The sequence below is a fragment of the Brevundimonas sp. SH203 genome (genome assembly GCF_002157625.1).
Taxonomy (GTDB): domain Bacteria; phylum Pseudomonadota; class Alphaproteobacteria; order Caulobacterales; family Caulobacteraceae; genus Brevundimonas.
Genome location: NZ_BDMM01000003.1, coordinates 32,588 through 52,260, shown reverse-complemented (window position 1 = coordinate 52,260; position 19,673 = coordinate 32,588). Strand labels below are relative to the sequence as shown.

Genomic DNA, 19,673 nt, shown 5'->3' with positions numbered 1-19,673 from the left:
CTTGTTTTCAAGGAAGCAGACCGGCCGCCCGGTGTCGGCGGCTCAAGCCCCATGCGGCGGCTTTCGTTTTGTGGTGAAACCAAAACAGGCTATGTCATCGCTACTGTCGAACGAATGGTCGGATGAGGGGGCGGTGAATGGCGGATGGGGCTCGCGCGGCGTCGCGCGACACGTCTGAACGTCGGCGTGAGATCACGACCATGATCCGGTCGCGCGGCAGCGTGCAGGTGGCGGCTCTGTCCGAGATGTTCGGTGTGTCGATGCAGACCATCCGCAAGGACCTGCATTATCTGGAGGGGCGCGGCGTGGCGACGCGCGCCTATGGCGGCGCCATCAGCACCGAAGTCGTCAATGCGCCGGTCGAGCCGGCCATCGAGACCAAGCGCGCCAGCCATACCGAGGCCAAGGAACGGATCGGGCGTCTGGCGGCGGGCATGGTCGGGCCGGGCGAATCCATCATGCTGGATTCCGGCACGACGACCCTGCAGATCGCGCGCTTCCTGCCGGACGACGAGGATTTGACAGTCGTCACCAACGACTTCGACATTCTGAGCGTCCTGGCGCAGAAGCGAAAGATAAAGACCGTCATGCTGGGCGGCGAACTGCGTCGGCGCAACATGGCCTTCTATGGGGCCCAGACGGTCGCGGCGCTGGACGATCTGTTGCTGGACAAGGTGTTCCTGGGCGTCGACGGGCTGGACATCGAACGCGGCGTGACGACCCACCACGAGCCCGAGGCCCAGTTGAACCGCCGCATGGTCGAGGCGGCGCGCGAGGTCATCGCCGTGACCGACGCCTCCAAGTTCGGCAAGATCTGTCTGCACCGCATCATCGAGATCGGCGAACTGAACGCCCTGATCACCGACGCGGCGGCGCCCGCCTATATCGACGAGGCGGCCGCGCGTCTGGGCTTCACCCTCCACAAGGCCTGAAGACGGCCCCTACTGCGGCCGACGGCGCGAGAAGAATTCGCGCCGCGCATTGGCGTAATAGATCTTGTCGATGACCGGGCGGGGCAGGGCCAGACCCTTGGCGTCGGCGTCGATGTCCTCGATCCGCTGGCTTTCGTCGGTCGCCAGATAGGTCCAGTCCGAGCGCCAGACCGCGTGAGCCGATTGCCGGAACGCCTGGGCGTCCTCGCCGGGGTTCAGGGTCAGGTCCGTGCCGTACAGGATGCGGTCCTGATACTTGATGAAGAAGGCCCGGACCTTGGCGTAGTCGCGCACCGACTGATACTGGATCTGGGCCATGCGGGCCGCCGTCTCGATGACCGCATTGGGGTGGGCGTCCAGGAATTTCGCCGCCTCGTCGACGTTCCACTCCAGGCTGGCCATGTGGGCGCCGACGACGGACAGGTCGGGATGGCGCGCGACCATCGCATCCCGCCGGGCCATCAAGGCCTGATAGGTCGGCATCTCCGGGTGAAGATACATGTGATATTCGGGGTGGGCGGTGAAATAGAGCCGGTCGTTGCGCGTCGTCATCTGATCCAGCGGCAACCAGCAATTATACGGCTCGCCCTGGTGCGCGATCAGCGGCGTTCCCGTCGCCGCCAGATGATCGAAGACGGGATCGAAGCCCGGATTGTCGATGAAGATCAACTGGCCGTCGGCGTCGCGTTCGACCATGCCGACATTCTTCCACACCTTCACCGCCACGGCGCCGCGACGCACCTCGGCGTCGATCAGGGCGTTAGTGCGCGCGGCCCAGTCCGGGGCGCCGAATCCCTTCATCGAAAAGGTGGTCGCATAGTGAAAGCGCCGGGGGTCGGCGGCGGCGTAATGATGCGCGACCTGGGCCTGATCGGCGAGGGACGGGAAGGCCGGATAGTCGACGTTGATCGACAGGAGTTCGAAATTGTCGGCCGTCGCCTGGTCCATGAAGGCGTCGTCCTGGACGTTGACGTGAACATGGGCGTCGATCTTGCGGAATCCGGCGAAGTCGGCGGCCGTGTAGGTGTCGGATCGCGGCGTGGCGCAGGCGGACAAGGCCAGGCTGCCGGTCACGGCGACCAAGGCCGCCGTCGCCAAAGAGCGGGTTTCCATCGACATCGTCGCATCTCTCCTGCCAGCCGAACCCTCCATGGCGGAGAGTTTCGTTATGTATCTTTTTATTTGCCTTTCGAAAATGCTCTATGCAAGATCATTCCGCAAGCGGAGGGTGCGACGATGATCACACGACCCCATTTCCACCGGCGCGGACTGCTGTCGCTGCTGGGCGGGACGGTTCTGGCGGCGGGGACTTTCGGCGTGGGGCGCGCCTCCGACGGACCCGTGGCGGCTCAGGCGGGCGACGGCGTCCTGACCATCGAGTTCGACACGGCCCTGAACAGCCGGCTGGTCATCGCGGGAGCCGAGGGCGCCCGGACGCGCCTTGGCGATTTCGAACCGTCCGAAACCGTCACCTTGGCGAACGGCCGGGTGATCGACAGCTTCTTCCTGACCGAACAGAAGCGCGCCGGCGTCAACGATGCGCATGGCAAGGGGGTGCGCCACACGATCCGGGGCGTGTCCGTCGAGGGGCTGGAGAAGTCCGTCGATCTGACCTTCTACGACCGCTATCCCGGCTTTCCCCTGCTGACGACGACCTGGCGGCTGACGCGCGGCGAGGCCCTGTCGATCAAGAGCTATCGCGTGGGCGGCCATACGTTGCGGGCGTCGGGATCGGGCTTCTGGTCCTGGTCCGGCTCGACCCATGCGGATCGCCGCGACTGGGTTCAGCCGGTGCGCGAGGGCTTCGACCAGGCCAATTTCATGGGCATGAACGCTTCGGACTACGGCTCGGGCACGCCCGTCGCCGATGTCTGGCGGCCTGACGCCGGCGTAGCCGTCGGCCATGTGGAGCTGACGCCCAAACTGGTGTCCCTGCCCATCGTCGCCACCGCGTCGGGGGCGTCGGTGGCCCTGGTCGTCGACCACGCCGAGAGCCTGAAGCCCGGCGAAAGCCTGGCCAGCGTCAACGCCTTCGTCGCGGTTCACCGGCGCGACTATTATGCGACCCTGGACGCCTATCGTCGGGTCATGGCGGATCGGGGTTTGGCGGCGCCCAAGGCGCCGGACGGCGCTTATGAGGCCATCTGGTGCGCCTGGGGCTACGACCGCGATTTCACCGTCGCGGAGATCGAAGGCACCTACGGCAAGGTCAAGTCGCTGGGTTTCGAATGGGCCGTGCTGGACGACGGCTGGCAGACCAACGAAGGCGACTGGGCGCTGGACCCGCGCAAGTTCCGCAGCGAGGCGGGCATGATCGCCTTCGCCGGCCATATCCGCGCGGCGGGGCTGAAGCCCAAGCTGTGGCTGGCGCCGCTGGCGGTCGATCCGGGATCGGACCTGCTGCACGATCACACCGACATGCTGCTGCTGGACCAGAACGGCGCGGTCCAGGACGTCAGCTGGTGGAACGCCTTCACCCTGTGCCCGGCCTATCAGCCGACGCGCGACTACACCCAGGCGCTGGTTCGCAAGATCATCGGCGAATGGGGCTACGAAGGGCTGAAGCTGGACGGCCAGCACATGAACGGCGTGGCCCCGTGCCACAACCCGGCGCACAATCACGCCCGGCCCGAGGAGTCGGTCGAAAAGCTCCAGGATTTCTGGAAGCTGGTCTATGACACCGCCCTGGAGGCCAATCCGAAGGCGGTGGTCGAGTTCTGCCCCTGCGGCACCTCCTACGCCTTCCACAATCTGCCCTATACGAACCAGGTCCCGGCCTCCGACCCGCTGTCGTCCTGGCAGGTGCGGTTGAAGGGCAAGTCGCTGAAGGCGCTGATGGGGCGCGATGCGGCCTATGCGGGCGACCATGTGGAACTCAGCGACGGCGGCGACGACTTCGCCTCGTCCGTCGGCATCGGCGCGGTCATCTCGACCAAATTCACCTGGCCGCACGAGGGGCGAGGCAAGGACGCCAACTTCCTGCTGACGCCGCAGCGCGAGGCCGTCTGGCGCAAATGGGCCGACATCTACAACGCCCGGATGCTGCCCCGGGGCCGCTATCTGGGCGAAGTGTACGACATCGGTTTCGACAAGCCCGAGGCCCACGCCATCGAGAAGGACGGGCGGCTCTATTACGCCTTCTACGCCCCGCACTGGGACGGGACGATCGAACTGCGCGGCCTGGGACGCGGCGTCTATCGGCTGACCGACTACGTCAACGGCGTCGATCTGGGCACGGCGACGGCGGACGCCCCGCGCCTAGCGGCGCGTTTCGATCGCTCGCTTCTGATCGAAGCCATACCCGTGCGGGGAGAGGGCGAATGACCGACCAATCCGTGACGTCCGCCGCTTCCCGCGCTCCGGCGTCTTCCAGGCGTTGGCTGCTGTTCGCCTTCCTGACGGTCGGGCTTTGGGGCGTGTGGGGCGCCTATGCCGGCATCTCCGCCCAGCGCGGTTTTCCTGAAACCCTGGTCTATTGCGTCTGGGCCGTGACCATGATCGTGCCCGCCGTCGTCGTGATGCAGCGTGAAAAGTGGGCGCTGGACCGCGATCCTCGCTCGATCCTGTACGGGCTGATGATCGGCCTGACCGGGGCGGGCGGTCAGATGATCCTCTTCTATGCGGTCACGACCGGGCCGGCCTATCTGATCTTCCCGATCATCTCCCTGTCGCCGCTGGTGACGATCCTGTTGTCGCTGGTGCTGCTGAAGGAGCGCACCTCGCGTCTGGGGGCGCTGGGCGTCGTCCTGGCGCTGGCGGCGCTGCCGATGTTCGACTTCTCGCCCCAGGGCTTTTCCTTCGCCCACGGCTCGACCTGGTTTCCGCTGGCCCTGGTCATCATGCTGTGCTGGGGCGTGCAGGCCTTCTTCATGAAGCTGGCCAACGACAGGATGAGCGCGGAAAGCATCTTCTTCTACATGATGGTCAGCGGCCTGCTGCTGGCGCCGGTCGCCCTGGCGATGACGGACTTTTCGCGGCCCATTAACTGGGGCTGGGACGGGCCGGGACTGGCCGCCGCCATCCAGATGCTCAATGCGGTCGGCGCCCTGTTCCTCGTCTATGCATTCCGGCACGGCAAGGCGATCGTCGTCGCCCCCCTGACCAACGCCGGCGCGCCGTTGGTCACGGCCGTTCTTTCGCTGCTGATCGCCGGTGTCGTGCCCGGTCAGTTGAAGATGGTCGGTCTGGCCCTGGCCTTCATCGCCGCCGCCCTGCTGGCGACGGCCTCCTGAACACGGAGGGTTTCGGTTTCGTTGTTTTGGTTGCGGTCTAGCGATAAATCGCTATTGTCGAACCGTAATCGAAAGGGGTTTCCATGAAGGCGATGCTCGACCTCGTCGCGCGGCACAAGTCAGGCAGCGCATGCGGCATCTACTCCGTCTGTTCCGCCCATCCGCTGGTGCTTAGGGCCGCCTGCGTCCATGCCCGGACGAAGGGTCTGGAGACGCTGCTGATCGAGGCCACCTGCAATCAGGTCAATCAGGACGGCGGCTATACCGGCATGACCCCGGCGGCCTTCCGCGACTTCGTTCTCGCCATCGCGCGCGACGCCGGATTGCCGCAGGAGCGGGTTCTGCTGGGCGGCGATCACCTGGGGCCGAACCCCTGGATCCACCTGCCGGCCGAAGAGGCGATGGCCAGGGCCGAGGTTCTGATCGACCAGTATGTGGCGGCGGGCTTCCGCAAGATCCACGCGGACTGCTCCATGTCCTGCGCCGACGATCCCACGCCCCTGCCGGAGGACGTGATCGCCCGTCGGGCCGCGCGTCTGATCCGCGTCGCCGAGGCCGCCCAGGCCCGCATCGGCGGCGAGCCCTGCGTCTATGTGGTCGGGACCGAGGTGCCGGTGCCAGGCGGCGCCGCCGAGGATCTGCCCGAGCTTGAGGTGACGACGCCCCAGGCCGCCGTCGCGACGCTTGAAGCGCATCGCCGCGTCTTCGAGGAACAGGGTCTGGCCGACGCCTGGCCCCGCGTGATCGCCGTCGTCGTCCAGCCGGGCGTGGAGTTCGATCACCACAAGGTCATCGACTACGACCGCGCCAAGGCCGTGGCCCTCAGCGCCGCCCTGGACGACCAGCCCCATGTGGTGTTCGAGGCCCATTCCACCGACTATCAGACGCCGACGGCCCTGAAGGCGCTGGTCCAGGATCATTTCGCCATCCTGAAGGTCGGTCCCGGCGTCACCTTCGCCCTGCGCGAGGCCCTGTGGGCGCTGGACGCGATCGAGCGGGAATGGATCGACCCGGCCCGCGCGTCCGGCTTCCGGGGCGTCGCCATCCAGCGCATGGAGGCGGAGCCGCGCAACTGGGCCAAATACTATCATGCGACCGGAGACGCGCTGCGGTTCGACCTGCAGTACAGCCTGTCGGATCGCATCCGCTACTACTGGCCCGATCCCGAGATCGCCGCCGCCCAAGAGGTCATGTTCGCCAATCTGATGGACAGTCCGCCGCCGATGGCTCTGGTCAGCCAGTATCTGTCGCAGGCGCACGGCGCCCTGCGCGACGCCGGCCTGCCCGTGACCCCCGCCAGCCTCGTCGTCGCCCATGTCGGCGCGACCCTGGAAACCTATCGCGCCGCCTGCGAGCCCGATCTGGAGCCCATCCATGACTGACACCCTGCAACTCGGCCTGGACGAGGCGGAACTGGAGCGGCTGGGCGGCCTGTGGACCGCCCGCGAGATCGCCCAGCAGCCGGCCATGCTGCGCGAGACCCAGGCGCTGTTGATGCAGCGCCGCGCCGAGATCGAGGCCTTCCTTCAGCCGATCCTGGATCAGGCCGGGGTCCGCATCATCCTGACGGGGGCGGGCACCTCGGCCTTCGCCGGCGAATGCCTGGCGCCCGCGCTGGCGCGGCGTCTGGGCCGCCGGGTCGAGGCCATCGCCACGACCGATCTGGTCTGCGCGCCCCATCTCTATTTCGAGGCCGACACCCCCACCTTGCTGGTCTCGTTCGGCCGGTCGGGCAACAGCCCCGAGAGCGTGGCGGCGATCGAACTGGCGGATCGATTGGTTTCGACGCTGAACCATCTGGTCATCACCTGCAACGCCGACGGCGCCCTGGCCCGATATGGTCAAGGCCCTCGGGGCATGAACATCCAGCTGCCCGAGGCCACGCACGACCGCAGCTTCGCGATGACGTCCAGCTTCTCGTGCATGACCTACGCCGCCCTTGCGGTGTTCAGCGGCGTCGCCGCCCTGGATCAGCGCATCGACGGCATCGCGCGCGCGACCCAGGCGGTGATCGCCCAATACACCCCGGTCATGCAGGCGGTGGCGGGCGAGGGCTATCAGCGCGTCGTCTATCTGGGCAGCCACATCTTCAAGGGCCTGGCCCGCGAGTCAGGGCTTAAGCTGCTGGAGCTGACCAACGGCGCCCTGGTGACGATGTTCGATTCGCCGCTCGGCTTCCGGCACGGTCCCAAGACCATCGTCAACGACCAGACCCTGATCGTCGTCTTCTTCTCCAACGACGCCTATACGCGCAGCTACGACGTCGATCTGCTGGACGAACTGCGCCGCGACAATGACGCGGCCCGCGTCATCGCCGTGACGGCCCAGGACGGGGTCGGTCTGGCCGAGACGGATCAGATCAAGGTGCCGGGCCTGGCGGATGCGGACGACGTCGAACTGCTGTTCGCCTATATCGCGGCGCCCCAGATCCTGGCCTTCTTCGAATCCCTGCGGCTGGGCCTGAAGCCGGACAAGCCGAACGCCGCCGGAACGGTCAATCGCGTCGTCCAGGGCGTGCGGATTCACGAGCTGACCTGATGGCGGTTTCCGAAGAACCCGCGGGCGCGAACGGCTGCTTTCTCGGGGTCGACGGGGGCGGGTCGAAGACCGCCTTCGTCCTGGTCGATCCCACGGGCCGCGAACTGGCCCGGCACGAGGGCGGCTCCAGCTACCATGTCCAGATCGGCGTGGAGCGTCTGCACGAGCTGTTGAACAACGGCGTCCACGCCGTCCTGCGTCAGGCCGGCGTGTCGGCCGGGGATGTCCGCTACGCCTTCTTCGGCCTGCCCGCCCATGGCGAGGATTCGCAGGTTCAGCCGGTTCTGGACGTCATTCCCGAGGCGGTGCTGGGGCACAGGCGCTACGCCTGCGGCAACGACATGATCTGCGGATGGGCGGGGTCGCTGGCGGGCGAGGACGGGATCAACATCGTCGCCGGCACCGGCTCCATCGGCTACGGCGAGCGGGGAGGGCTGAAGGCGCGCGGCGGCGGCTGGGGCGAGGTCTTTTCGGACGAAGGCTCGGCCTATTGGATCGCGGTTCAGGGCCTCAACCTGTTCTCGCGGATGTCCGACGGACGGGCCGAAACCGGGCCGCTGCATGCCCTGCTGGTCGAAGCCTTCGAACTGGAAGACGATCTGGACCTGTGCGCCCGTATCTATGCGCGAGAGGGCGCGCAAAGGGATCGCATCGCCGCCGTTTCGCGCCTGGTCGCCAAGGCGGCGATGCAGGGCGACGCAGGCGCGCGAGACATCTTCCTTCAGGCGGGCCGGCGACTGGCCGAGATCACGGACGCCATACGCCGACGCCTTTGCTATGCGCCGGGCGAGGCGGTCATGCTGTCCTATTCCGGCGGGGTGTTTCAGTCCGGCGAACTGATCCTGGCGCCGTTCCGTGAAACCCTGGCGGCCTTTTCGCCCGACTACCGGATCGTAGAGCCCCGCTTCAGCCCGGCCGTCGGCGCCGCCATCTACGCCGCGCGGCTTGCCGGATTCGCCCTGCCTTTGACGTAGGGCGCGACCTCTTGGCTACGGCCGAAGGCTGTGTCCGCGACGCCGTTAGGCCGTTGATGACGAGTGAAAAACAAATCTGATAAGTTTCGTTATATATCTATTTGACAGTTTCGCGAAACCGTAGTTCCTTTCCATTCAGTTTCAGGCGGCCAACCGAAACGCACTAAAACGCGCCGCCTACGTCGATCATGCGAGCATAGGGGATCGCAATGTCACGTCGCTCATCGCTTCGTTCGGCCATCATGGCGGGGGCCGCGCTCGGCGCCCTGGGTTGGGGCGCCGCCGCCCACGCCCAGAGCCAGTCTCCGGCCCCGACGACGCCCCCGGCCGCCGCCGACGATCAGACCCAGACCGTCGAAGAGGTCGTGGTCGTCGGGGTGCGCGCCAGCATCGCGCGCGCCGTCAACCTGAAACGCGACGCCGCCACGGTCCAGGATTCGATCAGCGCCCTGGAACTGGGCATGTTCCCCGACGACAACGTCGCCGACTCCCTCAGCCACATCACCGGCGTCGCCATTTCGCGCACCGCCGGGGGCGAGGGCCAGAGCGTCAGCGTGCGGGGGCTGGGGCCGGAATATACGCTGTCGACCTTCAACGGCCGCATCCTGGCGACCGACGGCGCCGGCCGCGACTTCGCCTATGACGTGCTGCCGTCCGACGTGATCAGCGGCGCCGACGTCATCAAAGGGGCCGAGGCCGCCAACACCGAAGGCGCCATCGGCGGCCTGATCAATCTGCGCTCCGCCAGCCCGTTCGACCAGCGCGGCCAGCACGGCATCCTCCGCGTCGAGGGCGACCGTAATCAGATGTCCGAACTGGACGGATCGAAACTGTCGGGCGTCTATAGCAACACCTTCCTGAACGACACCCTGGGCCTGTTGCTGGGCGTGGTGGCCGAGCGCCGCGACGACCGCACCGACGTCGCCGGCAACGACGGCGGCTGGACGCGCAACGCCGATCCCAACGATCCCAGCTGGCTCTACGGCAACGCCTGGGGCGGGGCGATCGACCCCAATGACAACGGCGTGCTGGACCCCGAGGAGTACGGCCTGATCGGCCCGGGCCAGTTCCGCGTCGGCTCGATCCTGGAACGCAAGAAGCGCAACGCCTACACCGCCAAGCTGGAATGGCGGCCGTCGGACAATTTCCGCCTGGTCGCGGACGGTCTGATCACCAAGCTGGATTCGCCCCAGGTCGGCTATCAGCAATCCTTCTACACCCTGTATGCGCCCGGCCGCTGGTCGAACATGGTGGTCCAGGACGGCATCGTCACCCGCTTCGACATGACCGACCCCGACCCGGAACTGCGCCTCAATCCCGAGCTGCTGAACCAGACCTCCTATCGCGTCGTCGAGACCCAGCTTTACGGCCTGAACGCCGAATGGAACGTCACCGACAGCCTGACGCTGAACGCCGACGTCTATCGCTCGACCTCCAGCCGCCACTCCGGCGGTCAGGACAGCTATGTCGTGCTGCGGATGAACCAGCCCAATACGGCGCGCGTCGAGCTCAGCGGCGACTATGTGCCCAACATCGACGTCAATCTGACCGACGGCCGGGATCTGGCGGCGGGGCTGGCGGCCGGCCAGTTCCGGGACGCCGACTTCAACACCCACTATTTCTCGCTCGCCGGCGACAATATCGACGACGAGATCACCGGCGCGGCCTTCAACGGCGCCTGGACCTCGGGATGGCGCTGGCTGGAAACGGTCAAGTTCGGCGTGACCTACACCGATCGCAAGAAGTCGCGCGACCTGATCAACAATGCGCTGACGGGCGGGGCGGACTACTATTCCAACACCAACGCCATCAATGTGGGCGCGCTGGGCGGGGGCGTGATCTCCGACAGCTTCAGCCTGCCCAACTTCATGAACAAGGTGGGTTCCGACTTCCCACGCAGCTTCCTGGGCTTCGACATCGCCACCTATCAGGCGGCGCTGGCGGCCTATGACGGCAGGCCGCGTCCGGGCGGCGGCGTCTATCGCTACGCCGACGCGGCGCCGGTGTGGAACCCACTGCAAAGCTATCGCGTCAGCGAGGAGACCTGGGCCGGCTATCTGCAGGCCGATTTGCGCGGCGAACGGTGGAGCGGCAATCTGGGCGTCCGGGTCGTCCAGACCAAGACCGGCGCTCAGGCCTGGGACGCCAAGATCCTCGACATCGTGCCCAACGGCGCCTTCAACTACACCGCCGTTTACGCCGCCCCGACGACGATCAATCAGGACAACGACTACACCTATGTCCTGCCGTCGCTGAACTTCAACTATCGCCTCACCGACGCCCTGCGCCTGCGCCTCGGCGCGGCCAAGACCATGGCCCGGCCGTCGGTCCAGATGCTGGCCCCCACCAACACCACCGAGAGCGTGTCCTGGGGCGAGTTCACCCAGATCTATAGCGGCAATGCGGCCCTGAAACCCTATTCGGCGACCCAGTACGACGCCTCGCTGGAATACTATTTCCGGCCGAACTCCATCTTCAACGTCGCGGTCTTCAAGAAGGACATCAAGGACCAGATCACGACCAGCTGGGAGCCGGGGCAGGACATCGGCGTGCCGGGCTATTTGTTCAACGTCAGCCGGCCCATCAACGGCGACACGGCCGAGGTTCACGGCGTCGAGGTGGGCCTGCAGCACTTCCTGTCGAACGGCTGGGGCGTGCGCGCGCAATACACCCGCAACTGGTCCAAGAGCTATGTCGGCGGCGAGGAACGGCCGTTGGAAGGCATCGCCCCGTCGGTCTATTCGCTGGGCGTCTTCTACGACCACGGGCCGCTGTCGCTCAGCGTGTCGGGCGATCACACCGACGGCTTCACGACCGCGACCAATGTGCTGGGCCAGGGCTACAACGAACGCGCCGACCCCATCACCTGGGTCACGGCTCACGTCGCCTACAAGGTCAACGACCGCATCAGCATCGCGCTCGACGGCCAGAACCTGCTGGACGAGGCCAACACCTACTCCATCAACGGCAACCCGCTACTGCCCCAGGGCTACTACCGCTACGGCTCGTCCTACAAACTGGGTCTGAGCTACAGGTTCTGAGGTTCGGTCCTCCCCCGGCGGCGCGTCGATCCGGCGCGCCGCCATAACGATGGGCGCTTGGGTTGATGCAGGCCTGAAAGGCGTTCATCACAACGGACACGGCGAAGTCACGGAGATCACGACGAGAGCGGAACGTGCGTCGGCTCCCATCTGCCTTGTCCAGGCCATCGATCAATCTGCGGCTTCGCCGCCTCAGGCCCTCAAGACCTTCCGAAGCGAAGCACGGCTCCGTTGTGTTCGTCGTGAACCCGTCGTGTCCGTTGTGACGAACCCTTTAAACGACGCTGATCCGTTCCCGGCCCAAATCAGCCAGTGAAGGCTCTGGTCGAGCCTTCGCGGGAATCTGCGGCCGCATCGATCGCGATCTCGACAGACCCCGGCGGCCTCCGGCATGGAGGGGCATGTCTGTTTCCCGGATCAGTCGCAACGCCGCCGCGCAGCAGATCGTCGAACAGGCGATCGCCCAGGCCGCTTCGGACGGGCTGCACAGCCTGACCCTGCGCGATCTGGCCCAGTCGGTCGGCAAAAGCACGACGGTCATCGTCAATCTGTTCGGGGCCAAGTCGGGGCTGATCCAGGCGGTGGGCGAAGAGGCCCTGCGGCGCGATGAAGTGTTTCACGGCGCCTTTTTCGGCTCGGTGGCCGGTCTGCCGCTGACGCGCGACGGCCTTCTGGCTCTGACCCAGACCTATCTGCGGCATCGGGCGGCGGACGATGCGGGGTTCGCCCGCATCTGGGAAAGCCTCGTGTTGGATGCAGAGCCGACGGCGGAGCGGCAGGCTCTGGTGGAGCGGTGGCACGCCATGCGCTGCGCGGTCTGGCGTCGCCATTTGTCGCGCGACGGGCGTCTGGACCCGTTCGTGGAGCCTCTGGTCGCCTGGCTGACCTTCGAGCAATACTATGCGGGCGCCCTGCGCGGCCGGGCGGATTACGGCGTGGTCGCCGCCGAGGGGCTGGGCGCCATGATCGACCGCGTGCTGGGCCTCGCCGACGGCCCGCCCACGGCGACCTTCTGGTATCGCGACGCCATGGTCCTGCCCCAGGCGCCGACGAAGGGCGCCGAGCCCGAGGCCATGCGGCGCAAGCTGCTGGACATCGCCGCCGATCAGATTCTGGCCGGCGGCATCACCGCCATCACCAATCGCTCGGTCAGCGCCGTGGCGGCGACCTCGACCTCGACCATCGCCTATCACTGGCCGGACATGCGCCATTTCGTGCTGGACGCCGTCTGGCACAGCGTGTTCCGCGACATGCCGGGGCATCTGGCGGGCCATGCGCCGCTGGGCGATCCGGCCGTCGCCGATCTGGATCACTGGGCCGCGATCATGGCGCCGACCGTGGCCATCGCGCGCGAGGCCGAGGGCTTCTATGTCCGCTACGCCCGTCTGATCGCCAGCATCTGCATCGAGGCCCGGCGCGATCCGTCCTTGCGCGACCTGGCCATGCTGCTGCGCGGGCCGGAAGGCGGGGGCACCTATTACAAGCGAACGGGCGTCTGGCCGGCCGATTTCGACCTCAACCGCCTCGCCGCCACCCGGTTCGCCCTGTGGATCAAGGCCGAGGCTCTTCTGGCCTGCGCGCGCGGCCGCGCCCTCGACGAACAGGCGCTGAAGGCTGCGGCCTGCCTGCTGGTTGCGCGTCAGATGTAACAGAACGCGCGTTACCAAGTTGTCGTGCCGTCGGGTGCTGATCTGACAAGAAGACTTCCTACAAGCGTCACAAAAGCATTGTCCGCGCGGCCTATTGCGGCATTGTTGTCGAACAGTTGTTTTTCCAATGCGACGAAGACGTTTCCGGCCTGTCTCCCCCTCGCCGCGGACGTCTCGATCAAAGCGTGGAGGCGGCGGCTGTTCGGCGACATCCCGAAACACATCGACACGCGAGGGCGGGGGCCCCGCGCGTCGCCCGATGGATGATCAAATGCAACGTCTTCTTCTCGGCGCCTCGGTCGCCGCGCTCACCCTGGCGGCCCTGCCCGCCGTCGCCGAAACCCAGCCGCAGGCCGCGACCGCCTCGGTCGATGACGTCATCGTCACGGCCCAGCGTCGCGCCGAATCCTCGCAGAAGGTCGGCCTGGCCCTGACCGTCATCTCCGGCGAGACGCTGGACGACCGCAACATCCAGACCGTCAACGATCTGGAGAACACGGTCCCCAGCCTAGAGGTCGACAGCCAGCTGGGCGGCGGCCAGCCGCAGTTCCGCATTCGCGGCGTCGGCCTGACCGACTACGCCGCCAACAACACCTCGACCGTCGGCATCTATGTCGATGAAGTGGCCTATCCGTATGGGGTGATGACGCAGGGGTTGCTGTTCGACATCGCCCGCATCGAGGTGCTGCGTGGGCCCCAGGGCACGCTGTACGGCCGCAACACCACCGGCGGCGCGGTCAGCGTCATCACCAACGCCCCGACCGACCATGTCGCCGCCGGCCTGAACCTCAGCTACGGCAGCTATGACGCGGCCAAGCTGGAAGGCTATCTGTCCGGCCCGGTCGCCGAAAACCTGAAGGCGCGTCTGTCGGTGGCGGCGGAATCGGGCGGCGCCTGGCAGTATAACCGCGACACCGGCGAAAGCCTGGGCGACAAGGACACCCGGGCCGTCCGCCTGCGCGTCGACTGGACCCCGACCGCCCAGACCGACATCGACCTGAACCTGCACTACAGCCGCGACCAGTCGGACGGCCGGGGCCTGCGCCTGATCACCAGCCCCTTCACCTCCAGCGGCGGCCGGGTCTATCCGATCGACGTATCGCACCGCATCACCGGCTGGGGCATCAGCCCCTATTTCGCCCAGCTGATCGGCGCCGCGCCGGACGCCAAGCCGTTCCGCGACAACGAGGGCAAGGGCGTCAGCCTGCGCCTGAACCAGAACCTGACCTGGGCGACCCTGACGGCCATCGCCAGCCACGAGACCTTCGATCGCAACGAGTTCAACGACTGGGACGCCACCGCCTCGAACGAGGCCGGCACCTTCTTCTTCAACGCCATCAAGACCTCGTCGCAGGAGGTCCGTCTGGCCTCGCCGACCGGCGGTCGGGTCCAGTGGCTGGCCGGCGTCTATCACGCCAACGAAAGCGTGGACGGCGGCTTCTACTCCGACTTCTCCCAGGCCAGGAATCTCGGCTTCTACATGAGCACGACCTACGGTCAGAAGGTCGAGACGACCGGCGTATTCGGCAATCTGGACTACAGGCTGACCGACCGTCTGACCCTGATCGGCGGCCTGCGCTACGAGGACGAGACGCGCGCGCTGAACGACTTCAAGACCGAGATCCTGGCCCCCAACCCGTCCGTCCGGGCCACCGCCTCCAAGTCGCAGTCGATGCGCCAATGGACCGGCAAGCTGGGCGTCGAATATACGATCAGCGACGACATCCTGGCCTACGCCAACGTCTCGCGCGGCGTGAAGTCGGGCGGTTTCACCACCTACAACAGCGGCCTGCCGGACCAGCTGGAGCCGTTCAAGTTCGAGGAGCTGATCGCCTATGAGACCGGCGTGAAGTCCAGCTTCTTCGACCGCAAGCTGCAGTTCAACGCCGCCGCCTTCTACTACGACTATCGCGACCAGCAGCTTCAGGGCGTCCTCTACACCCAGACGGGCCGCGTCGGCCGGATGATCAACGTGCCCAGGTCGCACATCCAGGGCGCGGAGATCGAGGCTGTCTGGCGGCCTCTGCCCAACCTGACCATCACCCAGGCCCTGGCCTACAAATACGGCGAATACGACGAGTTCTATTTCGTCAACTCCACCGCGACCGAGGCGGCCAAGGACCCGGTGACGGGCCAGTACAACACCATCATCTACAGCGACCGCGCCGGCGAGCGGCTGCCCTTCCCCAAATGGGACTACAAGGGGTCGATCGCCTATGACTGGCAGATGGGCGACTGGGGCGTGGAGGCCCAGACCAACTACGCCTTCCGCGACGAGAAGTTCTCGACCTCGGCCAACTCGATCATCGACTCCTACTGGCTGGTCAACGCCGGGGTGACGGTGCGGCCGATGAACGGGAACTATGCGTTCGGCGTCTATGTGAACAATCTGACGAACGCCTACTCCGAGGAATCGCGCAACCGCTTCATCTCGGCGGCGACGGGTTCGCCCAATCCGCCGCGCACCTTCGGCGTGCGTCTGAGCTATCGTTACTGATCCAGCGCGGGCTTCGGTCGCCAGGCCGAAGCCCGTCCTTTCCTCCCTCCGGTCCCCGCCGAAAGGCCGCATCATGCAGACCCTCTGGACACGCCTGACCTGCGCCCTTCTGGCGGGCGGCGTCGCCTTGACGTCCGGCGTCGCCCTGGCCCAACCGACGCCAGGGCGGTTCACCATCGCCGTCATTCCCGACACCCAGAACTATGCGGACTACACCCATCAGCGCGCGACGGGTTTTCCCTTCGACGCCCGCGACCTGATGAGCGAACAGCTGCAATTCATCGCCGACCATGCCGTCTCGCGCGGTGGCGACATCGTCTTCGCCACCGCCGTCGGCGACGTGTGGCAGCATCCGGTCATGACCATCGACCCCGACCACGCCGCGCGCGGTTTCCGCCCCCGTCCGGCGCCGGGCGGAGCCAATCTGGACACGATGGTCGAGGGCGTGCGGACGGTCGAGATTCCGGCCGCCGTCGCCGCCTATGACCGTATCGACGGCGTCCTGCCCTTCTCGGTCGTGTCGGGCAATCACGACTACGACGGTCAGTGGTGGGACGAACAATGGCCCCAGGACCTAACCGCGCCGGCGGGCGATCTGCGCCGCCTGGGCATGATCCACATCGGCGGCCTGACCGCCTGGAACGAGGCCTTCGGAGCCGAGTCGAAATTCTTCAAGGGCCGGGCCTGGTATGTGGCCTCTCACGATGGCGGCTCCGACAGTGCGCAGCTGTTCGAGGCGGGCGGCTATCGCTTCCTGCACATCGGCCTGCAGATGGCCCCCTCGGACGCCAGCCTGAAATGGGCCGAGACGGTCATCCACGCCCATCCCGGCCTGCCGACCGTGATCACCACCCACGACTTCATCGACAAGACCGGCCGGCGCCGCGCCCATCCGGTGGTCGATCTGCACGCGCTCGACCCGTTCGACAACGACACGCAAGGGGTGTGGGACAAGCTGATCGCCCGCAATCCGCAGATCTTCATGATCCTGAGCGGGCATCACAACGGCCAGGCGTTCCGCACCGATCCCAACCGTCAGGGCGGGGCCGTCTATCAGCTTCTGTCCGACTATCAGGACCGCAATCAGACCGCGCTGGACGCCGGGCTGGCGCCGGATCGCGCGCCGGGGATCGGCGACGGCTGGATGCGGCTGATGACCTTCGACATGACCGGCGAGACGCCGACCGTGCGGGTGCGCGCCTATTCGACCCATTACCGGCAGTATGCCTCCGACCAGGCCGAATACGCCCGCCGCTACAAGCCCAACGAACAACCCCAGATGAGCGATGCAGACTTCGTCGCCAGCGACGACTTCGTCATCCGTCTGGAGGATTTCCGCGCCCGCTTCGGCCCCGGCGCTGGCGCGGTCGCCGGGAGCGTCGCCCGATGAGCGTCCTGAACGCCGGCTTTTCCCGCCGCGCCCTCATCGGCGGGCTGGTCGCCGCCCCCGTCGTCCTGCGCTTCGGCCGGGCCCAGGCGGGCGGCGCCTATCTGTTCCCGCTGGGCGTCGCCAGCGGCGATCCGTCGCCGGACGGTTTCGTGCTGTGGACGCGGCTGGCCGTCGATCCGGTCGCCGCGGACGGGCAGGGGGGGGCTGGCCGCCCCCATCCCTGTGCGCTGGGACATCGCTGCCGACGAGGGCTTCTCCCGCATCGTCGCTTCGGGCCAGGTGACGGCCGAGGCCGCCTCCGCCCATTCGATCCATGTGGAAATCCAGGGCCTGAACCCCGGCCGCCCCTACTGGTATCGGTTCAGCGCCGCCGGTCAGCGCAGCCCCGTCGGTCTGGCCCGCACCGCGCCGGCGCTCAATGCGGACCTGGATCGGCTGAAGCTGGCCGTCGCCTCCTGCTCGAACTGGGAGGTCGGCCATTTCAGCGCCTATGGTCACATGGCCGACGAGGCGCCGGACCTGACCCTGTTCCTGGGCGACTATATCTACGAATACACTCGCACCGGGGCGCGGGCGGCCAATATCGTGCGCCCCTACGGCTTCGAGGACGCCACCACCCTGGCTGGCTATCGCAACCGCTATGCGCTGCACCGGACCGATGCGGACCTGCAGCGTCTTCACGCGGCGGCGCCCTGTCTGGTCGTCTGGGACGACCATGAGGTGCTGGACAACTATTCCGGCGTCTGGGCCGACAAGGGCGGGCGGCCCGACGATTTCCTGATGCGCCGCGCCGCCGGCTATCAGGCCTTTTACGAGGCCATGCCGATCCGCCGCACCCGACTGGACCGCCGCCTGCAGATGCCGATCCACAAGCGCGTCCGCTATGGCAAGCTGGCGGAGTTCTTCATGCTGGACGGACGCCAGTACCGTTCGCGCGGCGCCTGCGTGGACGAGGGCGGCGCCAAGGGCCAGATCGTGACCGACGCCCAGTGTCTGGACCGCGCCGACCCCTCTCGCACCTTCCTGGGCTTCGAGCAGGAACGCTGGCTCTACGACGGTCTGGCGGGCGCCGAGGCGCGCTGGAACGTCCTGGGTCAGGATCTGGTCATGGCCGGTCTGCGGTTCGAGAGTCCGAACGGCGAGACCCGCTACTGGACCGACACCTGGGACGGTTTCCCCGCCGCGCGCGACCGCATGACCCAGGCGCTGAACACGATCAGGCCGCGCAATCCGGTGGTCCTGGCCGGCGACTACCACTCCTTCTGGACCAACGACGTCCTGCTGGACAGTCGCGACGAACGCTCTCCCGTCGTCGCGACCGAGTTCGTCGGGACCTCCATCACCTCGGGCGGCCCGCCCTACGACAGTCTGATGGCGGCCATGCCGGCCAATCCGCACATCAAATTCTTCGACAGCCGCGTGCGGGGCTATATGTCGATGGATGTGACGCCCCAAACGATGACGACGCGCTATCAGGCGATCAGCGACGTTCGCGATCCCAAGGCGTCGCTCTCCACCCTGAAGACCTGGGTTGTCGAGGACGGTCGTCATGGCGCACAGGTCGCCTGATTGTCCTACTGTCTCAGAGTTTTCATGCGTCTTTTCTCCTTCGGTTCCCGGTCGGCGGCGGTCGCCCTGACCTTTGCCCTGGTCGGCTGCGCCTCCGCCCCGGCTCAGGCCCCGACCTTCTGGGCCGGTTTCAGCGACCATCCGCACGGCTATCTGGACAAGGCGACCGCGCCCAACGCCGCCGTCTTCCTGGCGCCGCCCCCTGCGTCCGGCTCGCTGAGGGAACAGGACGACGTCGCCTATTACCGCGCCACCCGCGCGCTGAAGGGCACGCCCCGCTGGGACCAGGCGCGCGCCGATAACGAGATCGAGACCCCGGCCGCCCCGCGCGCGTTCGACCAGGCGCTGGGCGTCGCCTTCGTCCCCGAACGAATGCCGACCCTGACGCGACTGCTGGGGCGGATGCTCGGCGACCTTGAGACGATCCAGACCCCGGCCAAGCGCGGCTTCTTCCGCCCGCGCCCGTTCGTGACCGAGCCGGCCGACACCTGTATCGCGCCTGAACAGTGGCTGGCCGCCAGCGGCTCCTACCCCTCCGGCCATTCGGCCATGGGCTGGGCCTGGGCGTTGGTCCTGTCCGAAATGGCCCCCGACCGCGCCGACCAGATTTTGGCGCGCGGCCTGGCCTATGGCGACAGCCGCGCCATCTGCGGCGTCCACTACGCCAGCGACGTCGAAGCCGGCCGCATCGTCGGCGCCGCCCTGTTCGCCGCCCTGAAGGCGAACCCGGCCTTCCAGGCCGATTTCGAAACGGCCCGCCACGAGCTGGCCGATGCGCGCCGCACCCGGAACCCCGCCGTCGCGCCGCCCAGCCCCACCGCCCCGAAATAGGCTGCCCCGCCCGACTTGAT

General features: G+C 67.0%; 13 protein-coding genes. 12 read left to right on the top strand and 1 reads right to left on the bottom strand.

The window, feature by feature from the left end; genetic code table 11:
* Positions 1–137: 137 nt before the first annotated feature.
* Positions 138–932 carry a transcriptional repressor AgaR gene (gene agaR, locus SH203_RS07395; RefSeq protein ID WP_087120243.1) on the top strand — a complete coding sequence of 265 codons (795 nt, stop codon included), beginning with the start codon at positions 138–140 and terminating at the stop codon, positions 930–932.
* Positions 933–941: 9 nt separating this feature from the next.
* On the opposite strand, the gene SH203_RS07390 is transcribed toward agaR, so the two are convergent.
* On the bottom strand, positions 942–2,051 hold the full coding sequence (locus tag SH203_RS07390; RefSeq protein ID WP_087120242.1) for an amidohydrolase family protein: 1,110 nt from the start codon (positions 2,049–2,051) through the stop codon (positions 942–944).
* A gap of 117 nt (positions 2,052–2,168) precedes the next feature.
* Between SH203_RS07390 and SH203_RS07385 the strand changes: the two genes are divergently transcribed.
* From SH203_RS07385 to SH203_RS07335, 11 genes are all read left to right on the top strand, one after another.
* Positions 2,169–4,256 (top strand): glycoside hydrolase family 36 protein, encoded by a 2,088-nt coding sequence (locus SH203_RS07385; RefSeq protein ID WP_087120241.1) that lies wholly within the window; start codon positions 2,169–2,171, stop codon positions 4,254–4,256.
* Positions 4,253–5,164 (top strand): DMT family transporter, encoded by a 912-nt coding sequence (locus tag SH203_RS07380; protein WP_087120240.1) that lies wholly within the window; start codon positions 4,253–4,255, stop codon positions 5,162–5,164. The genes SH203_RS07385 and SH203_RS07380 overlap by 4 nt, the downstream gene beginning before the upstream one ends.
* Before the next feature lie 83 nt (positions 5,165–5,247).
* Positions 5,248–6,546 (top strand): D-tagatose-bisphosphate aldolase, class II, non-catalytic subunit, encoded by a 1,299-nt coding sequence (locus tag SH203_RS07375; RefSeq protein ID WP_087120239.1) that lies wholly within the window; start codon positions 5,248–5,250, stop codon positions 6,544–6,546.
* On the top strand, positions 6,539–7,702 hold the full coding sequence (locus SH203_RS07370) for an SIS domain-containing protein (protein ID WP_087120238.1): 1,164 nt from the start codon (positions 6,539–6,541) through the stop codon (positions 7,700–7,702). The genes SH203_RS07375 and SH203_RS07370 overlap by 8 nt, the downstream gene beginning before the upstream one ends.
* A complete protein-coding gene (locus SH203_RS07365) occupies positions 7,702–8,676 on the top strand; it encodes an N-acetylglucosamine kinase (protein ID WP_087120237.1) in 975 nt (324 codons plus the stop codon). Before SH203_RS07370 ends, SH203_RS07365 begins: the two co-directional genes overlap by 1 nt.
* Before the next feature lie 209 nt (positions 8,677–8,885).
* Positions 8,886–11,717: a TonB-dependent receptor gene (locus SH203_RS07360; RefSeq protein ID WP_087120236.1), complete on the top strand. Its 2,832-nt coding sequence runs from the start codon at positions 8,886–8,888 to the stop codon at positions 11,715–11,717.
* 401 nt (positions 11,718–12,118) lie between these two features.
* Complete coding sequence (locus SH203_RS07355) at positions 12,119–13,366, top strand: TetR/AcrR family transcriptional regulator (protein WP_200808850.1); 1,248 nt, start codon at positions 12,119–12,121, stop codon at positions 13,364–13,366.
* A 271-nt stretch (positions 13,367–13,637) separates the two neighbouring features.
* Complete coding sequence (locus SH203_RS07350; RefSeq protein WP_200808849.1) at positions 13,638–15,863, top strand: TonB-dependent receptor; 2,226 nt, start codon at positions 13,638–13,640, stop codon at positions 15,861–15,863.
* Positions 15,864–15,936: 73 nt separating this feature from the next.
* On the top strand, positions 15,937–17,253 hold the full coding sequence (locus tag SH203_RS07345; RefSeq protein WP_087120234.1) for a serine/threonine protein phosphatase: 1,317 nt from the start codon (positions 15,937–15,939) through the stop codon (positions 17,251–17,253).
* 222 nt (positions 17,254–17,475) lie between these two features.
* Positions 17,476–18,822 (top strand): alkaline phosphatase, encoded by a 1,347-nt coding sequence (locus SH203_RS07340; protein ID WP_200808848.1) that lies wholly within the window; start codon positions 17,476–17,478, stop codon positions 18,820–18,822.
* Positions 18,823–18,846: 24 nt separating this feature from the next.
* On the top strand, positions 18,847–19,653 hold the full coding sequence (locus SH203_RS07335) for a phosphatase PAP2 family protein (protein ID WP_087120233.1): 807 nt from the start codon (positions 18,847–18,849) through the stop codon (positions 19,651–19,653).
* Positions 19,654–19,673 lie beyond the last annotated feature (20 nt).

Excerpts from the sequence above, each read along its gene's own strand:
- SH203_RS07390 (WP_087120242.1), bottom strand. The coding sequence starts at position 2,051 with ATGTCGATGGAAACCCGCTCTTTGGCGACGGCGGCCTTGGTCGCCGTG.
- SH203_RS07345 (WP_087120234.1), top strand. The coding sequence starts at position 15,937 with ATGCAGACCCTCTGGACACGCCTGACCTGCGCCCTTCTGGCGGGCGGC.
- SH203_RS07365 (WP_087120237.1), top strand. The coding sequence starts at position 7,702 with ATGGCGGTTTCCGAAGAACCCGCGGGCGCGAACGGCTGCTTTCTCGGG.
- agaR (WP_087120243.1), top strand. The coding sequence starts at position 138 with ATGGCGGATGGGGCTCGCGCGGCGTCGCGCGACACGTCTGAACGTCGG.
- SH203_RS07385 (WP_087120241.1), top strand. The coding sequence starts at position 2,169 with ATGATCACACGACCCCATTTCCACCGGCGCGGACTGCTGTCGCTGCTG.
- SH203_RS07380 (WP_087120240.1), top strand. The coding sequence starts at position 4,253 with ATGACCGACCAATCCGTGACGTCCGCCGCTTCCCGCGCTCCGGCGTCT.
- SH203_RS07370 (WP_087120238.1), top strand. The coding sequence starts at position 6,539 with ATGACTGACACCCTGCAACTCGGCCTGGACGAGGCGGAACTGGAGCGG.
- SH203_RS07360 (WP_087120236.1), top strand. The coding sequence starts at position 8,886 with ATGTCACGTCGCTCATCGCTTCGTTCGGCCATCATGGCGGGGGCCGCG.
- SH203_RS07375 (WP_087120239.1), top strand. The coding sequence starts at position 5,248 with ATGAAGGCGATGCTCGACCTCGTCGCGCGGCACAAGTCAGGCAGCGCA.
- SH203_RS07335 (WP_087120233.1), top strand. The coding sequence starts at position 18,847 with ATGCGTCTTTTCTCCTTCGGTTCCCGGTCGGCGGCGGTCGCCCTGACC.
- SH203_RS07355 (WP_200808850.1), top strand. The coding sequence starts at position 12,119 with ATGTCTGTTTCCCGGATCAGTCGCAACGCCGCCGCGCAGCAGATCGTC.
- SH203_RS07350 (WP_200808849.1), top strand. The coding sequence starts at position 13,638 with ATGCAACGTCTTCTTCTCGGCGCCTCGGTCGCCGCGCTCACCCTGGCG.